Consider the following 19,978-nt stretch of genomic DNA (forward strand, 5'->3'; position numbering starts at 1 on the left):
GTTTCAGTTTTCACGGGCAATTTCTCAATCCTTCGATCTCCACCTGATTTGCGCGATATGTCAAATCGATCTTCCGCGCTGCAGACAAATTCGAATTTAAATAGGATGGAATTGTGAATAAGTCTTATAAAACCGTATGGAATGAAACGACCGGGACGTATGTCGCCGCGCCGGAACTGGCGAAGGGTCGTTCAAAGAGCAGCCGGAAGGCACGGGGTGTTTCCACCAGCAACGTCCTGGGCACAGGCGGCGTGATGCTTGCGACCGCACTGGGCTCATTGGCATTCGCGCCGTCTGCTATGGCCGGTTCCATCGTGAACTGCTCGGGTACCGCGTCGACTTCATATTTCAGCTTCACGGGAAGTTCGAGTGCGGGCAACGGCGTGTGGGGAAGCAGTGCAACGTTGCCCACCACGCCCGCTACCTGTGGTGGCAGCGGCGCGGGCGGCACTGGCATCGCACTCGCAGAAAACGGAAACTACTTTAATCCGGACAGCACCAACGCAACGCTGCTGGTCGGCGCAACGGGCAGTAACAGCGCGGGCACGATTTCACTGTATGGGCCCATGGGCATCAATATGATGAACCAGGTCGATATGCACAGTAACAAGATCGTCAACGTCGCCGCCGGTGCGCTGAGCGCATCGAGCATGGACGCGGTGAACGGCTCGCAGCTGTTCGCAACGAACACGAACGTGTCGAACCTGCAGACCACGGTGAACAACATCACCAACGGCAACGCCGGCGTCAAGTACTTCCACGCGAACTCGACGGGAGCGGATTCGACGGCGTCGGGAACGAACTCGATCGCAATCGGCCAGGCGGCGACGTCGGTGGGTGCCGCGGCAATCGCAGTAGGCATGAATGCGACGACGAGCGGAAATAACTCGACGTCCATCGGCGGAGATTCGAAGGCGGGTAACCACTCGGTGTCAATCGGCAACGGTGCGGATACGTCCGGCGCAGACTACGGTGTTGCGGTCGGTGTCAACTCGTCGGCAAATGGCCTGTGGGCCACGGCGATGGGTGCGTCGGCGGCCGCATCGGGCGACAAGTCGGTGAGCATCGGTACGAACTCCACTGCCTCCGGGAGCCAGTCAACGGCGCTGGGGCTGCAGGCGACGGCCTCGGCGGCGAACTCGGTGGCGCTGGGTTCGGGCTCGACGACCACGGCCAATCTGACGGCAGCGGGTTACAACCCGGGCAACAGCACGCTGTCGGGTACGGCTTCGACAGCGAACGGCGAAGTGTCGGTCGGTTCGGCAGGCAAGGAACGTCGTGTGACGAACGTGGCAGCCGGTTCGGCCGCCACGGATGCAGTAAACGTGAGCCAGCTGATGTCGGAAGACGCGAAGGTCAATGCCGACGGTACGGCAACGGCAGCGGCGCTGGGCGGCGGTGCGAGCTACGACGCAAGCACGGGCACGATCAAGGCACCGACGTACGTGGTGCAGAGCGGCACGTTCAGCGACGTGGGCTCGGCGCTCACCAAGCTCGACGGCGCGACCACCAAGAATACCAGCGACATCTCGACGCTGAACACGACGGTGAACAACATCACCAACGGCACGGCTGGTCTGGTGCAGCAGAACGCGACCACCCATGCCATCACGGTGGCAAGTGCAACGGCAGGCACGACGGTGGACTTCACCGGCACGGCAGGCACGCGTCAGCTGAAAGGCGTATCGGCCGGTACGGCGAACACGGACGCAGTGAACGTGGCGCAACTGAAGGCCGCAGGCCTGAACGTGGACACGTCGGGCAATGCGACCAACGCGTTCGTGGCGTATGACGACACGAGCAAAGGCAAGGTGACGCTGGGTGGTGGTGCGAGCGGCACGACCATCACGGACGTGAAGGCCGGTGCGCTGAGCGCATCGAGCATGGACGCGGTGAACGGCTCGCAGCTGTACGCGACGAACACGAACGTGACGAACCTGCAGAATACAGTCAACAACATCAACAACGGCACGGCTGGTCTGGTGCAGCAGAACGCTACGACCAAGGTAATCACGGTCGCGAGCGCAACCGACGGCGCACTGGTTGACTTCACCGGCACGCAGGGCGCACGTCAATTGACAGGCGTGTCGAAGGGTGCCGTTAATGCCTCGAGCGTTGACGCCATCAACGGTGCGCAACTGTTCGCAGCCTCGCAGAGCGAAGCTGCTGCCTTGGGCGGCGGCGCAGCGGTCAACGCCGATGGCTCGGTGAAGGCCCCGACGTATTCGATCAATGGCTCGACGTACAACAATGTCGGCGACGCGCTGACGGCGGCGGCTTCGGTTGGTGCGGGTGTGGATCCTAACGCGGTGGCCTACAACGACGGTTCGAAGGATGTCGTGACGCTGAAGGGCGCAGAAGGTACAACGCTCTCGAATGTGAAGGCCGGTGTTGCCGACATGGACGCGGTGAACGTGGGTCAGTTGAAGGCAGCGGGCCTGAACACGGACGACTCGGGCAACGTGACGAACGCGTTTGTTGCCTACGACGACGCGACGAAGGGTCAGGTCACGCTGGGTGGCGCAACGGGTACGACGATCTCGAACGTGAAGGCAGGTGTTGCCGACATGGACGCAGTGAACGTTTCGCAGCTGAAGGACGTGGACACGCGTGCTCAGGACGGCATCAATGGCCTGAATGGTGAGATGGCAACGGTGAAGGACGGTATCGACGGTCTGGCTGGCCAGGTTGCTCAGAACACTGACGGTATCAACGGCCTGAACGGCGACATGGCAACGGTGAAGGACGGCATCAACGGCCTGAATGGCCAGATGGCCTCTGTCCAGAACGGCATCGACGGCCTCAACGCCGACATGACCAACGTGGTCAAGTACGACGATGCAAGCCATGGCCAGATCAGCCTGGACGGTGCAAACGGCACGACGATTGCAAACGTGAAGGCCGGTGTTGCCGACATGGACGCAGTGAACGTTTCGCAGCTGAAGGACGTGGACACGCGTGCCCAGGACGGTATCAACGGCCTGAATGGTGAGATGGCAACGGTGAAGGACGGCATTGACGGTCTGGCTGGCCAGGTTGCTCAGAACACCGACGGTATCAACGGCCTGAACGGCCAGATGGCTTCTGTCCAGAACGGTATCGACGGCCTCAATGCCGACATGACCAATGTGGTCAAGTACGACGACGCAAGCCACGGCCAGATCAGCCTGGACGGCGCGAACGGCACGACGATTGCCAACGTGAAGGCGGGTGTTGCCGACATGGACGCGGTGAACGTTTCGCAGCTGAAGGACGTGGACACGCGTGCCCAGGACGGTATCAACGGCCTTAATGGTCAGATGGCATCGGTCCAGGACGGCATCAACGGTCTGAACGGTGATATGGCAACGGTGAAGGACGGTATCGATGGCCTGAATGGCCAGATGGCATCTGTCCAGAACGGCATCGACGGCCTCAACGCCGACATGACCAATGTGGTCAAGTACGACGACGCAAGCCACGGCCAGATCACGCTGGACGGCGTGAACGGCACGACGATCGCAAACGTGAAAGCCGGTGTCGCCGACATGGACGCGGTGAACGTTTCGCAACTGAAGGACGTGGACACGCGTGCCCAGGACGGCATTAACGGCCTGAATGGTGAAATGGCAACGGTGAAGGATGGTATCGACGGACTGAACGGCCAGATGGCATCGGTGCAGAACGGTATCGACGGTCTGAATGGTGAAGTCGGCAAGAACACTGGCGACATTACCAACATCACGAACCAGATCAACAATGGTGAGATCGGTCTGGTGCAGCAGGACGCGACGAGCCGCAACATCACGGTTGCAGCGAACACGGACGGCACAGTGGTGGACTTCACGGGCACGGCAGGCACGCGTCAGCTGAAGGGTGTATCTGAAGGCACGGCCGACACGGACGCAGTGAACGTTTCGCAGCTGAAGGCCGCAGGCCTGAACGTGGACACGTCGGGCAATGTGACGAACGCGTTTGTTGCCTACGACGACGCGACGAAGGGTCAGGTCACGCTGGGTGGTGCAACGGGTACGACGATCTCGAACGTGAAGGCAGGTGTTGCCGACATGGACGCGGTGAACGTTTCGCAACTGAAGGACGTGGACACGCGTGCCCAGGACGGTATCAACGGCCTGAACGGTCAGATGGCATCGGTCCAGGACGGTATCAATGGCCTGAACGGTGACATGGCTTCGGTCAAGGACGGCATCAACGGCCTGAACGGCGACATGGCCTCGGTCAAGGACGGCATCAACGGCCTGAACGGCGAGATGGCTTCTGTCCAGAACGGCATCGACGGCATCAACGCCGACATGACCAACGTGGTCAAGTACGACGACGCAAGTCACGGCCAGATCAGCCTGGACGGTGCAAACGGCACGACGATCTCGAACGTGAAGGCCGGCGTTGCCGACATGGACGCGGTGAACGTGGCACAGCTGAAGGACGTGGACACACGTGCCCAGGACGGTATCAACGGCCTGAATGGTGAGATGGCAACGGTGAAGGACGGTATCGACGGCCTGAACGGCCAGATGGCATCGGTGCAGAACGGTATCGACGGCCTGAATGGCGAAGTCGGCAAGAACACTGGCGACATTACCAACATCACGAACCAGATCAACAATGGTGAAATCGGTCTGGTGCAGCAGGACGCGACGAGCCGCAACATCACGGTTGCAGCGAACACGGACGGCACAGTGGTGGACTTCACGGGCACGGCAGGCACGCGTCAGCTGAAGGGTGTATCTGAAGGCACGGCCGACACGGACGCAGTGAACGTTTCGCAGCTGAAGGCCGCAGGCCTGAACGTGGACACGTCGGGCAACGTGACGAACGCGTTTGTTGCATACGATGACGCGACGAAGGGCCAGGTCACGCTGGGCGGCGCAACTGGCACGACGATCTCGAACGTGAAGGCGGGCGTTGCCGACATGGACGCAGTGAACGTTGCCCAACTGAAGGACGTGGACACACGTGCCCAGGATGGCATCAATGGCCTGAACGGCGAGATGGCATCGGTGAAGGACGGTATCGACGGTCTGAATGGCCAGATGGCTTCTGTCCAGAATGGCATCGACGGCATCAACGCCGACATGACCAATGTGGTCAAGTACGACGACGCAAGCCACGGCCAGATCAGCCTGGACGGCGCGAACGGCACGACGATCGCAAACGTGAAAGCCGGTGTTGCCGACATGGACGCGGTGAACGTTTCGCAGCTGAAGGACGTGGACACGCGTGCCCAGGACGGTATCAACGGCCTGAACGGTGAGATGGCAACGGTGAAGGACGGCATTGACGGTCTGGCTGGTCAGGTTGCTCAGAACACCGACGGTATCAATGGCCTGAACGGCCAGATGGCATCTGTCCAGAACGGTATCGATGGCCTCAATGCCGACATGACCAATGTGGTCAAGTACGACGACGCAAGCCACGGCCAGATCAGCCTGGACGGCGCGAACGGCACGACGATTGCCAACGTGAAGGCGGGTGTTGCCGACATGGACGCGGTGAACGTTTCGCAGCTGAAGGACGTGGACACGCGTGCCCAGGACGGTATCAACGGCCTTAATGGTCAGATGGCATCGGTCCAGGACGGCATCAACGGTCTGAACGGTGATATGGCAACGGTGAAGGACGGTATCGATGGCCTGAATGGCCAGATGGCATCTGTCCAGAACGGTATCGACGGCATCAACGCCGACATGACCAATGTGGTCAAGTACGACGACGCAAGCCACGGCCAGATCGCGCTGGACGGCGTGAACGGCACGACGATCGCAAACGTGAAAGCCGGTGTTGCCGACATGGACGCGGTGAACGTTTCGCAACTGAAGGACGTGGACACGCGTGCCCAGGACGGCATTAACGGCCTGAATGGTGAAATGGCAACGGTGAAGGACGGTATCGACGGACTGAACGGCCAGATGGCATCGGTGCAGAACGGTATCGACGGTCTGAATGGTGAAGTCGGCAAGAACACCGGCGACATTACCAACATCACGAACCAGATCAACAATGGTGAAATCGGTCTGGTGCAGCAGGACGCGACGAGCCGCAACATCACGGTTGCAGCGAACACGGACGGCACAGTGGTGGACTTCACGGGCACGGCAGGCACGCGTCAGCTGAAGGGTGTGTCTGAAGGCACGGCCGACACGGACGCAGTGAACGTGGCGCAGCTGAAGGCCGCAGGCCTGAACGTGGACACGTCGGGCAACGTGACGAACGCGTTTGTTGCCTACGACGACGCGACGAAGGGTCAGGTCACGCTGGGCGGTGCAACTGGCACGACGATCTCGAACGTGAAGGCAGGTGTTGCCGACATGGACGCAGTGAACGTTTCGCAACTGAAGGACGTGGACACGCGTGCCCAGGACGGTATCAACGGCCTGAACGGTCAGATGGCATCGGTCCAGGACGGTATCAATGGCCTGAACGGTGACATGGCTTCGGTCAAGGACGGCATCAACGGCCTGAACGGCGATATGGCCTCGGTCAAGGACGGCATCAACGGCCTGAACGGCCAGATGGCTTCTGTCCAGAACGGTATCGACGGCATCAACGCCGACATGACCAATGTGGTCAAGTACGACGACGCAAGCCACGGCCAGATCATGCTGGACGGTGCGAACGGCACGACGATCTCGAACGTGAAGGCCGGTGTTGCTGACATGGACGCAGTGAACGTGGCGCAGTTGAAGGCAGCGGGCCTGAACACGGACGACTCGGGCAACGTGACGAACGCGTTTGTTGCCTACGACGACGCGACGAAGGCTCAGGTCACGCTGGGTGGCGCAACGGGTACGACGATCTCGAACGTGAAGGCCGGTGTTGCCGACATGGACGCAGTGAACGTTGCCCAACTGAAGGACGTGGACACACGTGCCCAGGACGGTATCAACGGCCTGAATGGTGAAATGGCAACGGTGAAGGATGGTATCGACGGTCTGAATGGTGAAGTCGGCAAGAACACCGGCGACATTACCAACATCACCAACCAGATCAACAATGGTGAGATCGGTCTGGTGCAGCAGGACGCGACGAGCCGCAACATCACGGTTGCAGCGAACACGGACGGCACAGTGGTGGACTTCACGGGCACGGCAGGCACGCGTCAGCTGAAGGGTGTGTCTGAAGGCACGGCCGACACGGACGCAGTGAACGTTTCGCAGCTGAAGGCCGCAGGCCTGAACGTGGACACGTCGGGCAATGTGACGAACGCGTTTGTTGCCTACGACGATGCGACGAAGGGTCAGGTCACGCTGGGCGGTGCAACGGGTACGACGATCTCGAACGTGAAGGCAGGTGTTGCCGACATGGACGCGGTGAACGTTTCGCAGTTGAAGGACGTGGACACACGTGCCCAGGACGGTATCAACGGCCTGAACGGCGAGATGGCAACGGTGAAGGACGGCATCGACGGTCTGGCTGGCCAGGTTGCTCAGAACACCGACGGCATTAACGGTCTGAATGCTGACATGGCCTCTGTCAAGGATGGCATCAACGGCATCAACGCCGACATCGCCAACGCGGTCAAGTACGACGACGCAAGCCACGGCCAGATCACGTTGGACGGTGCGAACGGCACGACGATTGCAAACGTGAAGGCAGGCGTTGCCGACATGGACGCAGTGAACGTTGCCCAACTGAAGGACGTGGACACGCGTGCCCAGGACGGCATCAACGGCCTGAATGGTCAGATGGCATCGGTGCAGGACGGTATCAATGGCCTGAACGGCGACATGGCCTCGGTGAAGGACGGCATCAACGGCCTGAACGGCCAGATGGCTTCTGTCCAGAACGGCATCGACGGCATCAACGCCGACATGACCAATGTGGTCAAGTACGACGACGCAAGTCACGGCCAGATCAGCCTGGACGGCGCGAACGGCACGACGATCTCGAACGTGAAGGCCGGTGTTGCTGACATGGACGCAGTGAACGTTTCGCAGCTGAAGGCCGCAGGCCTGAACGTGGACACGTCGGGCAATGTGACGAACGCGTTTGTTGCCTACGACGACGCGACGAAGGGTCAGGTCACGCTGGGTGGTGCAACGGGTACGACGATCTCGAACGTGAAGGCAGGTGTTGCCGACATGGACGCGGTGAACGTTTCGCAACTGAAGGACGTGGACACGCGTGCCCAGGACGGTATCAACGGCCTGAACGGTCAGATGGCATCGGTCCAGGACGGTATCAATGGCCTGAACGGTGACATGGCTTCGGTCAAGGACGGCATCAACGGTCTGAACGGTGACATGGCCTCGGTCAAGGACGGCATCAACGGCCTGAACGGCGAGATGGCTTCTGTCCAGAACGGCATCGACGGCATCAACGCCGACATGACCAACGTGGTCAAGTACGACGACGCAAGTCACGGCCAGATCAGCCTGGACGGTGCAAACGGCACGACGATCTCGAACGTGAAGGCCGGCGTTGCCGACATGGACGCGGTGAACGTGGCACAGCTGAAGGACGTGGACACACGTGCCCAGGACGGTATCAACGGCCTGAATGGTGAGATGGCAACGGTGAAGGACGGTATCGACGGCCTGAACGGCCAGATGGCATCGGTGCAGAACGGTATCGACGGCCTGAATGGCGAAGTCGGCAAGAACACTGGCGACATTACCAACATCACGAACCAGATCAACAATGGTGAAATCGGTCTGGTGCAGCAGGACGCGACGAGCCGCAACATCACGGTTGCAGCGAACACGGACGGCACAGTGGTGGACTTCACGGGCACGGCAGGCACGCGTCAGCTGAAGGGTGTATCTGAAGGCACGGCCGACACGGACGCAGTGAACGTTTCGCAGCTGAAGGCCGCAGGCCTGAACGTGGACACGTCGGGCAACGTGACGAACGCGTTTGTTGCATACGATGACGCGACGAAGGGCCAGGTCACGCTGGGCGGCGCAACTGGCACGACGATCTCGAACGTGAAGGCGGGCGTTGCCGACATGGACGCAGTGAACGTGGCGCAGTTGAAGGCAGCGGGCCTGAATACGGACGACTCGGGCAACGTGACGAACGCGTTTGTTGCCTACGACGACGCGACGAAGGGTCAGGTCACGCTGGGTGGTGCAACGGGCACGACGATCTCGAACGTGAAGGCCGGTGTTGCCGACATGGACGCAGTAAACGTTGCCCAACTGAAGGACGTGGACACACGTGCCCAGGACGGTATCAACGGCCTGAACGGTGAGATGGCAACGGTGAAGGACGGCATCGACGGTCTGGCTGGCCAGGTTGCTCAGAACACCGACGGCATCAACGGTCTGAATGCTGACATGGCCTCTGTCAAGGATGGCATCAACGGCATCAACGCCGACATCGCCAACGCGGTCAAGTACGACGACGCAAGCCACGGCCAGATCAGCTTGGACGGTGCCAACGGCACGACGATTGCAAACGTGAAGGCAGGCGTTGCCGACATGGACGCAGTGAACGTTGCCCAACTGAAGGACGTGGACACGCGTGCCCAGGACGGCATCAACGGCCTGAATGGTCAGATGGCATCGGTGCAGGACGGTATCAATGGCCTGAACGGCGACATGGCCTCGGTCAAGGACGGCATCAACGGCCTGAACGGCCAGATGGCTTCTGTCCAGAACGGCATCGACGGCCTCAACGCCGACATGACCAACGTCGTGAAGTACGACGACGCGAGCCACGCCCAGATCACGCTGGACGGTGCAAACGGCACGACGATCTCGAACGTGAAGGCAGGTGTTGCTGACATGGACGCAGTGAACGTAGCACAGTTGAAAGCAGCGGGCCTGAACACGGACGCCTCGGGCAACGTGACCAACGCCTTCGTCGCCTATGACGACGCAACGAAAGACAAGGTGACGCTCGGTGGCGGCAACCTGGGTACGACGATCACCAACGTGAAGATCGGCACCCTGTCTGCTGACAGCACGGACGCAGTGAACGGTTCGCAACTGTTCGCGACGAACCAGCAGGTCGCTCAAAACACCGGCGACATCTCGAACGTCGATGCCCGCGTAACCAATGTTGAAGGCTCGGTGACCAACATCACCAACCAGATCAACAACGGTGAACTAGGTCTCGTGCAGCAGGACCAGACTTCGCATGACATCACCGTCGCGAAGAACCTGGACGGCACGCACGTTGACTTTACGGGTACGGCGGGTGCACGCGAACTGATCGGCGTCGCAAACGGCACGACTGACACTTCGGCGGTCAACCTGAGCCAGCTCAAGCCGGTGGTGGCATCCCTCGGCGGCGGTGCAACGGTCAACGCCAACGGTTCGATCACTGGCCCGACATACCACGTGCAAGGCGGTACGCAAACCACGGTGGGCGGAGCACTGGACGCGCTCGATACCAACCTGTCGTCGCTGCAAAACCAGATGGCCGACAGCGGCATCGGTCTTGTGACGCAAGATGCAGTTTCGCGTGACATCAATGTCGCCGCGGCAACTGACGGTCTGCGCGTCAACATGGCCGGCACAGCGGGCAACCGTGTGGTGACGGGCGTGGCAGCGGGTGCAGTCAACGCGAAAAGCGTGGACGCAGTGAACGGCTCGCAGTTGTACGCAAATGCAGCCAGCACGGCAGCAGCACTGGGCGGTGGTTCGACCGTCAATGCGGACGGCACGATCTCGGCTCCGACGTACAACGTCGGTGGCACGACCGTGAACAACGTCGGTGATGCAATCACCAACCTCGACGGCCGCACGACGCAGAACACGACTGACATCAGCAACATCCAGACGACCATCAACTCGATGAGCGGCTCGGTGACGAACGCGGTTCAGTACGATTCGTCGGCACACGACAAGGTGACGTTGGGCGGTTCGACGAACGCAGCCAAGGTGAAGCTGACCAACCTGCAGGATGCGGATCTGTCCGCGACCAGCACGGACGCTGTAACCGGTGCTCAGTTGTGGAACACGAACCAGCAGGTGTCGAGTCTGTCCCAGGCAGTCCAGAACCAGCAGACGAGCGGCAACACGAACATCGCCATCAACACGACGAGTGGGCCGGCTTCGGCAACGGGTACCAACTCGGCAGCAATCGGCGGTGGTTCGCAGGCTAGCGGTGCTAACTCGGTTGCGATCGGCGATGGTTCGATTGCCGATCAGGACAACACGGTGTCGATGGGTTCGCAGGGCAACGAGCGTCGGATTACGAACGTGGCCGACGGTCAAGGTCCGACGGACGCAGTGAACATGCGTCAGTTCGAATCGGGTATGGCGGGTGTGGCGCGCAACGCATATAGCGGTGTTGCGGCAGCTACGGCACTGTCGATGATTCCGGATGTCGATCCGAACAAGACCATCGCGGTTGGTGTTGGCACGGGCAACTACAAGGGCTATCAAGCCACGGCACTCGGCGCTTCGGTTCGTATCACGCAGAACCTGAAGATGAAGATCGGCGGCAGCGTCAGCTCAGGCGGTACCACGGTCGGTGCAGGTGCATCGTACCAATGGTAAGCGCCTGATTGCGGGGCGAGGCGGGGTGGTTGGATCGCCTTGCTTCGCCCCCGCAATGTTCTCTTGCTAACCCAACATCATTTTTTTTGATCCGTCTCGGACGGACCTGTACTCCATGAAACAATTTCTGATTAAACATTTTGGCGCGTCCTTCCTCGGCGCGCTCGTGGTCGGCCTCGCAGGATGCACGACGCAATCGGGACCGACCTATACGGTCAACGCAGTGCGCATCTCTGGCCTGCAAACCCAGGCATATCGTGTGACGTGTCACGGTCTGCTGGAAAGCGGCGAGTCGTGCATGAAGGTCGCCAATGAAATCTGCCACGACAAGGGCGTCACAAAGCTCGAGTTGGTCGATGGCTTGCATTCCGGCGCCGACGATAACGATCCGCGCGAAATGACCTTCGCCTGTGGTGGTTCACCTGTCCGGCAAGCCGTTCCTGAAGCGCAATCCGAGCCGGTCGCCAAGCCGGTCGTCGCTCCTGTAGTCATTCCCGCGGCACCGCGTCAGGTGCTGTTGCAAGGTGACGCGAATTTTGATCACGACAGCGCGGAGCTGAAGGATGCCGCGAAGCAGCAGCTCGACGGCTTCGTTCGTGCAAACCAGGGCGTGAATTTCAAGCGCCTCGTTGCGACGGGGTATACCGATTCGACCGGCTCTGCTGCGCACAACGACGTGTTGTCGCGTGAGCGTGCAGCGGCGGTGGTGAACTATCTGCGCCAGCGCGGCGTGCGCGCCGACAACTTCGCGTACGAAGGCCGCGGCGCAGCGGATCCGGTTGCGTCGAACGCTACGGCCGCAGGCCGGGCGCTTAATCGCCGGGTCGAGGTACGAGTCCTCGCGCAATAAGTTTTGAGATGCACCAATGAAATCATAACAAAGTGATTTGAGAGTGCGCTTCAGGCTTCCTTCGGGAAGCCTTTTTTATCGCCCCGGTGTCAAATGAGCAATGCGGACTACCGCGACACCGCGCTTGCATTTCATCGCCAAGACCCCATCCAGATCAATCGCTCACCCTGACAAACGCTTTACAATGCCGGTTGTTCTCGGAAGTGAGTCCCCATGCGTAAATTTCTTCTACGTGGCCTGCGCGCCGCGTTCGCCACCAGCACGGCGCTGGCCGCGGCCACCGGCCTGTTGACCGGTCTCTTCTCGCCGGCCGCGCACGCCAACAACGTGATCGTGCTCAACTCCGGCGAGGCCACCCTCAGCCTGATCGACGAAGCCACCCATCAGGTGGTCGGCACGGTGCCGACCGGCAAGGAACCGCATCACCTGATGGCGACGCCGGACAACGGTTCGCTCATCGTCGCCAATTCGGTTTCCAACAACCTGATGCTCGTCGACCCGAAAACCGGCAAGGTGCAGCGCTGGGTCGAGAACATCGAAGATCCGTATCAGATCGGCTTCTCGCCTGACAAAAAGTGGGTGGTGACGACGGGCCTGCGGCTCGACCGTCTCGACATCTATCACTACGACGGTCACGGCATGACGCTCGCCAAGCGCCTGCCGCTTGCGGTGATGCCGAGCCATATGGCCTTCTCGAACGACAGCAAAACCGTGTTCGTCACGTTGCAGGTTTCGGGCGAGCTGGCCGCGGTCGATCTTGCGACCCAGCAGGTCAAGTGGAAGATGAAAGTCGGCAAGGTGCCGGCTGGCCTGTGGATGACGCCGGGTGACAAATATCTGCTGATCGGCATGACCGGCGCGGATTATGTCGCGGTGCTCGACTGGCGCAACCAGAAGATCGTCAAGACGATCCAGACTGGCAATGGCGCGCATAACTTTCGCTCACTCGCCGACGGCAAGCACGTTGCGGTGTCGAACCGCGTCGCCAGCACCATCAGCATCATCGACGAGGATACGCTCACCAATGTCGGCGACATCACAGGCCTGATGCCCGGACCCGACGACATGGAGTTATCGGCGGACAAGCGCTATCTGTGGGTCACGTTTCGCTTTGCGAAGCACGTCGGCATCATCGATCTGACCACTCGCAAACTGATCCAGACGATCGCGGTGGGCCGCTCACCGCACGGCATCTATTTCTACGACCGCGCGCCGGTGACGGCGCCCAACGGCGCCTAATTGAGCATACAAGCGGACGCGCGTGCGGCCACACCGTGCAGCCGCATACACCACCACACAAGCGTCTGCAAACAAGCGCCAGCACACAAGCCGCGACATAAGCGCCACCAAATCCGCGACCATACAAGCACCATCCTTTCTCCCCATCCGTGCCGCCGAACCTACCGGCGGCACCTCCCGTGGTTTATCCTGTCCAGATTCTGCGAAATGTCCGCCGGATCTTTCGCCTCAACCCCTTGTCCCATCGTTTCGCTCACTCGTACAGACTCGCATGAATGATCTGTTGCGCTCGTTCGGACGCGCGCTCGCAAGTGCGCTCCACCCGCGCATGCTCTGGCTGACCTTCCTGCCGTTTTTTGCGGCGACGGTCGTATGGGGCGTGATTTTGTGGTTTTCCTGGCAGACGCTGACTGGCGCCACACGCGTCTGGCTGGAGGGCTGGTCTTTCACGACCACCCTTTACCGCATGTTCGACTGGGTCGGTTTTTCCGCGCTGCATGCAGCGCTCGCGCCTTTCATCGTGCTGGCGATGGCGATTCCGCTGATCGTCGTGACGATCCTGCTGCTGATCGCCACGCTGTCGATGCCCGGCGTCATCCGCCATCTGTCGGCACGGCAGTTTGCGGGCCTTGAAATGCGGCGCGGCGGAACGTGGTACGGTAGTCTCATGCACGCGGTATGGACGACGCTGGTTTGTCTCGTGTTGCTGGTCATCACCTTGCCGCTGTGGCTGATTCCACCGTTTTTCGCGCTGATTCCGCCGTTACTGTGGGGTTGGCTTACCTATCGCGTCATGACCTACGACGCGTTGGCCTTGCACGCGAGCCGCGACGAACGGCGTGCGCTGGTGCGACGCTACCGTCTGCCGTTGCTGCTGATTGGCGTGGCGAGCGGTCTGCTCGGCTCGCTGCCGACGCTGATATGGGCTTCGTCGGTTTGGCTGATTGTGCTGTTCCCGGTAATCACGGCGGTGACGATCTGGATCTATGCGTTCATCCTCGTGTTTTCGGCGCTATGGTTCGGTTATTACTGTCTGCGTGCGTTGCAGCGCATGCGCGCGGAAGAGCAGGGCGCGCGTCACGCGGCGCCGGTGGTTCCCTATTGAATCTATTTGAGAGGCCGCAATGGCATTTGGCGTCATCATCATCGGCGACGAAATCCTGTCGGGCAGGCGGGTCGACAAACACCTGCCGAAGGTCATCGAACTGCTGACCGCGCGCGGTCTGTCGCTTGGCTGGGCAGAGTACATCGGCGACGAGCCTGAGCGGATCACGGCCACGCTGCGGCGCAGTTTCGCCTCGGGCGACATCGTGTTCTCGACGGGCGGCATCGGCGCGACGCCCGACGATCACACACGTCAGTGCGCGGCCGCTGCGCTAGGTGTGCCGCTCGCGCTGCATCCGGAGGCGGCCGAACTGATCCGCGAGCGGATTCGCGACACCCATCCGGCCAATTCGCCTAATCCTGTGGATCTCGAGTCGCCGGAGAACCGCCATCGCCTCAACATGGGCACGTATCCGCAGGGCGCGTCGATCATCCCGAACGGCTACAACAAGATTCCTGGCTTTTCGGTGGGCGACCATCACTTCGTGCCGGGCTTCCCGGTGATGGCGTGGCCGATGATCGAATGGGTGCTGGATACGAAGTACGCGCATCTGCATCACGCCATGCCGCACGCGGAAAAGTCCTTGCTGGTGTTCGAGTTGCCGGAATCGACGCTCACGCCGCTGATGGAGAAGATCGAACATGATTTCCCAGGCGTGCGCGTGTTCAGTCTGCCGAGCGTCGGCGATGCCGAGCGCGGCGGCATCTATGCGCGGCGCCATATCGATCTCGGCGTGAAGGGCGAGCCGGAGGCCGTGGCCGCAGCGTTCGTGAAGCTGCGCGAAGGCGTGCATCTGCTGGGTGGAGATATCGTCGAGCCGGAAGCGGCGGCAGCGGCTGCCGCGGGGAAGTCGCGCAGTTAAGGGGCGGCTCAGTCCGGGCTGCTGTGCTGCACAACCGCCGCGTGAGCAGATCCGGGCACAGCGCGCAGTCCGCGACGCACGGCACTTACCGTGCGTATGCCGCTTCGCCGCGCCTACATCGTGCGCGCCGTGCGGACCCACCTGGCCGGGGTGCGCCGCATCCCTATCCGATAAACTACGCGCCGCCGCGTAACCCAGATCCGCCTCTCCAGTAACGCCACGGGAATAGCCGCTGCTTAATACGGATTTCCGTCAATTCGATTTATTCGCCGCATTGCATCATTTCCAGGTGCTCGTTAAATAGAATGCTTTCTGCATAAACTCCGTTAGTACCTGTCAATGCTGCGTATTCAATTAACCGGATTAATGAGTATTTCGTAAGCCTTTTATTTTGTTTACTAAATTCCAATAAACATCAACCAGCCATGGATAATCAGTTGACGCCATTCGAATCCCTCGGATAGCATGGCTTTCAGTCATTCGGTCCATTGTCAAATGTACGATTCGGATAACTAAACAAAAGTAGAAAATACTCAACAATACTCAGGAGATAGCCATGATAGATTTACGCCGTCTAACGGCCGCTTTGATCATCATTGGTTCTTTGACGGGTTGTGGAGGAGATAGTCCGGGCAGTCAGTCTGCTGGCGTGGCGGCGGACCAGCTTCATGGGACGTCCCAGATTGACGCAAACGCCGGTTCCAGCAATTCAAGTCCAACCGCTGCAAACGATGCCGCGCAAACACCCGTAGCCGATCACAGCACCCTGCGGTTGACCCAGTACGTCAATCCGCTCATCGGCACGTTGGCCAGTAACTCTCCGAATCCGGTGCCCGCAGGCCAGGCCGGCAGCGTGGTGCCCGCAGCGGGCCTGCCGAACGGCATGGTGCAATGGGCTCCTGACACGAACACCACTTCCGCTCCGTCGAACAGCGCGGAGCCCGGCTCTCCGGCCGGTTACTACTACGACATCGGTTCGATCCAGAGTTTCAGCCTCACGCATATGAGCGGCGCGGGTTGCTCCGGCAACGACGGCGAATTCCCAGTCATGCCGACGCTCGATGCCACCAAACCGCTCGCGCAGACCTTTAGCCATGCCAACGAGAAGTCGGTGGCAGGCGCTTATTCCGTGCTGCTCGACAACCAGGTCAAGGTCGAGTTGACGGCGACGCTGCGCACGGGCTTCGGCCGCTTCACCTATCCCGATCAGCAGCCGTCGACGCTCGTGCTCAACACGACCTACACGAATACGGAAACGAGCGTGGCCGGCTCCGTCACCCAGGTGGACGCCAGGACGATTTCCGGCAGCACCACCGGCGGCCATTTTTGCGGCAATGCAACGAATGTTCCGGTGTACTTTTATGCGGAGTTTAATCGCCCCTTTGCAACCACATCTTCCTTTACCAATGGCGTCGCTACAATGAATTTCGGTAAAGGCGGGACTGTTCTGATGAAAATCGGTATTTCATACGTCAGCGTCGCCAATGCCCGAAACAATCTTGAGAAGGAAAATCCGCTCTGGGATTTTGACGGTGTGAAGGCAGTGGCCGATGCAATATGGAATCAGCGCCTCAATACCATTCAGGTGAGTAGCCGCGATACCACCGCGCTGACCAAGTTTTATACGGCGTTCTACCACGCGTCATGGGCGCCGAGCGTATTCAGCGATATTAATGGTCAATACATCGGCTTCGACCAGAAAGTCCACACGGTCAGCGCCGGCCATGCCGCGCAGTACACCGCATTTTCGGGCTGGGACATCTACCGCTCGCTGATTCCGCTTAAAGCCACGCTGTTTCCGCAGGAGACCAGCGACATGGCGCAGTCGCTCGTCAACGATGCCGACCAGTGCGGCGCGATCCCGCACTGGGTCAACGACAACGTCGAAGACGGCGTGATGCCGGGCGATGCCGGTTCGATAATCGTGGCGGGCGCGTACGCCTTCGGCGCGCGCTCGTTCGATACCTCGTCCGCCCTGAGCCATATGATCCAGATGGCCAACATCCCAGGCACCGCGTGCAACGGTGTGACGACGAATGGCGGCCGTGCCAGTTATCTGCAGTTCGGCTATATCACAAGCGGCGAATGGGGGCAGGCATCGTCGACGCTGGAGTACGGCAGCAGCGATTTCGCCATTTCGCAGTTCGCCGGCGAACTGGGCAATACCAACGTCCAGAAGATGTTGCGCAGCCGTTCGGCCTACTGGCAGAACGTGCTCAACACGTCATTGACGCCGCCGCTGAATTCCGGACGCAATTCGGACGGCAGCTGGATTCCGGAGACGCCGAGCAGCACCGACAACTACGTGGAAGGCAACGCGGAGCAGTACACGTGGATGGTGCCGTTCAACCCGACTGGACTGTTTGCCGAACTGGGCGGAAACGCGACGGTGGTATCGCGGCTGAACACATTCTTCACGGTCTTGAACGCGGGGACGAGCCTGCCCAATTTCTATATGGGCAACGAACCGACCTTCGAGGTGCCCTGGCTGTATAACTGGGCGGGTTCGCCGTCGGGCACACAGAATGTCGTCCAGCAGATCATGGCGAGCGCTTTCAGCACCGCCCCGAACGGCTTGCCGGGCAATGACGATCTGGGCGCCGTGTCGGGATGGTACGTGTGGGGTGCACTGGGTCTCTATCCGGAGATTCCAGGTGTCGGCGGCTTTGCGATCGGCAGCCCGCAGTTCTCGTCGATTACCGTTCACCTCGGCAACGGCAAGACGCTGCGCATCAATGCACCTGGCGCACCCGATGCGAAGTACGTGCAAAGCCTGACGGTCAATGGCGCTGCCCACAAGAGTCCGTGGCTCGACGTCGACGCGCTGGCCAACGGCGCGACGCTGAACTTCGCAATGGGTTCGTCGCCTTCGCAGTGGGGCACGGACCCTGCCGACACGCCTCCGTCTTATGGCGTGCCGGTCGCGCGTAACGTGGCGGATGCTTTCAACAACCACGGCATCAGCACGGACGGCAGCACTGATACGGATGGCCTCGGCGCGGACTTCGACGGCTCGCTCTACAGCTACTCGTCGCAGGCGTTGACGACGGCGGGCGCGGCGCCCGGCAAACCGTTTGTCTTCGATGGCGCGAGTTTCATCCTGTCCGGCGGCCCGCTGGATAACGCCGTGGCGGTTGGGCAGACCATCGCCATGCCGTCTGGCACGCGAGGCCGTACGCTGGTTCTGCTGGGATCGGCCAACAACGGACCGGGCTCGGGTGCCGCACTCGTGACCTACACCGACGGCACGACCACGCCGTTCACGCTCGCCTTCGACGACTGGACGCTCAATGGCGGTGGCGCGGCACCGGTGGACCCCATTGCGTTGACGACGACGTACCGCAATGCAGGCGACGGCACCAACAACGCTGTCAAGACCTATCTGTTTGCGCAGACGGTGCCGCTGACACCGGGCAAGCAGGTGGCGAGCGTCACCTTGCCGAGGCAGGTGAGCGAGGGCAAGTTGCACGTCTTCGGTATTGCCGCCGCGCCCTGAACTTGCGCTTTGAGATCATTGGACGCTGCTCCGGCGGCGCCCAATGATCGAGCGGCCCTGATTCGCCACCCGGGCAGGGCTGCTGTCACGACATCGCAGTGTCACACCCCGCGCCGACGATGCACTCAATGCGTCGCCGGCGCGTTCTGTTTCAGGACGTGCGCCTTAAGCGCCAATCCACGGCAAGCCGCGAAAACACCATCCCGAGACTGTCTTCCGATGCCCCTGGCCGTCCTTGTCGCCTTCGAAGCCTTCCAGCAGATCGAACGCCTTGGTGAAACCGGCCTGAGTCGCGGCGATCGCAGCGAGCTTCGAACGGGCGGCGCTACGGCACAGGAGCAACACCGGCGTATCGTTCGCGGCCACCTGACCCAGTTGCTCGAGGAATTCCTGATTCGGCACGGCGCCCGGATAACGGGTCCATTCGACATGTGCGTACTGGCCGTCGCCGATCACCGGCCGGCCGACCCAGTCCAGTTCTGCGCGCGTACGCACGTCGACGAGCCGGGTGCGCGGATCGAGTTGAAGAAGCTCGAAGGCCTCGGCGGGCGACAGCGCGCCCGCGTAGGGCAACTGGTTGTCGAGGCGGCGTTTTTCGGCCTGGGCATACAACTGTTCGAGCGTACTCATGACAGCAAGTCTCCTTCGGACCAAATGACCATTCTAGCGCGGCGGTCGGCTCGGCGGATTCATCGTACTTGCTGCGCGGCCTCGCTGCAGAGCAACGCGCAGTCGAAGATGTATTGCTCCAAAGTGGTGCAAAATACGGCGAACGCCCCAAGACGGGGATTCTGCCTTGAGGGCATTTCGGGATTGCCCCATGATGGTGCGAAGGTTTAAAGATTCGGGGCTCGTTCACCCTCTCCGGGGTGCGACGATTCCCCGCGAATGCGCGTGAAGATGGCCTCTGCGCCGGCTTGGCGCATATATGGCACAGAAGCTGCTTAATTGGTGGCCGATCGATTCGATCACCGGC

The 19,978-nt window shown here is 60.7% G+C and carries 7 protein-coding genes; 6 read left to right on the forward strand and 1 reads right to left on the reverse strand.

Going from position 1 to position 19,978, the window contains the following annotated elements; genetic code table 11:
• Nucleotides 1–113 precede the first annotated feature (113 nt).
• The 6 genes from BUS06_RS10000 (at nt 114) to BUS06_RS10025 (ending at nt 19,002) form a co-directional block, all read left to right on the forward strand.
• Nucleotides 114–11,450, forward strand: coding sequence for a YadA-like family protein (locus BUS06_RS10000; RefSeq protein ID WP_074264121.1), 11,337 nt, complete (start codon nt 114–116; stop codon nt 11,448–11,450).
• A gap of 115 nt (nt 11,451–11,565) precedes the next feature.
• Complete coding sequence (locus BUS06_RS10005) at nt 11,566–12,300, forward strand: OmpA family protein (protein ID WP_074264122.1); 735 nt, start codon at nt 11,566–11,568, stop codon at nt 12,298–12,300.
• 213 nt (nt 12,301–12,513) lie between these two features.
• Complete coding sequence (locus BUS06_RS10010; protein ID WP_074264123.1) at nt 12,514–13,539, forward strand: YVTN family beta-propeller repeat protein; 1,026 nt, start codon at nt 12,514–12,516, stop codon at nt 13,537–13,539.
• Nucleotides 13,540–13,810: 271 nt separating this feature from the next.
• Nucleotides 13,811–14,644: an EI24 domain-containing protein gene (locus tag BUS06_RS10015; protein WP_074264124.1), complete on the forward strand. Its 834-nt coding sequence runs from the start codon at nt 13,811–13,813 to the stop codon at nt 14,642–14,644.
• 19 nt (nt 14,645–14,663) lie between these two features.
• The gene (locus tag BUS06_RS10020) at nt 14,664–15,506 is read left to right on the forward strand and encodes a competence/damage-inducible protein A (RefSeq protein ID WP_074264125.1); all 843 of its coding nucleotides are present in this window, start codon (nt 14,664–14,666) and stop codon (nt 15,504–15,506) included.
• A 556-nt stretch (nt 15,507–16,062) separates the two neighbouring features.
• Nucleotides 16,063–19,002 (forward strand): GH92 family glycosyl hydrolase, encoded by a 2,940-nt coding sequence (locus BUS06_RS10025; protein ID WP_074264126.1) that lies wholly within the window; start codon nt 16,063–16,065, stop codon nt 19,000–19,002.
• 165 nt (nt 19,003–19,167) lie between these two features.
• On the opposite strand, the gene BUS06_RS10030 is transcribed toward BUS06_RS10025, so the two are convergent.
• Complete coding sequence (locus BUS06_RS10030; RefSeq protein ID WP_074264127.1) at nt 19,168–19,632, reverse strand: rhodanese-like domain-containing protein; 465 nt, start codon at nt 19,630–19,632, stop codon at nt 19,168–19,170.
• Nucleotides 19,633–19,978: the final 346 nt, after the last annotated feature.

The organism is Paraburkholderia phenazinium (genome assembly GCF_900141745.1).
Lineage (GTDB): Bacteria > Pseudomonadota > Gammaproteobacteria > Burkholderiales > Burkholderiaceae > Paraburkholderia > Paraburkholderia phenazinium_B.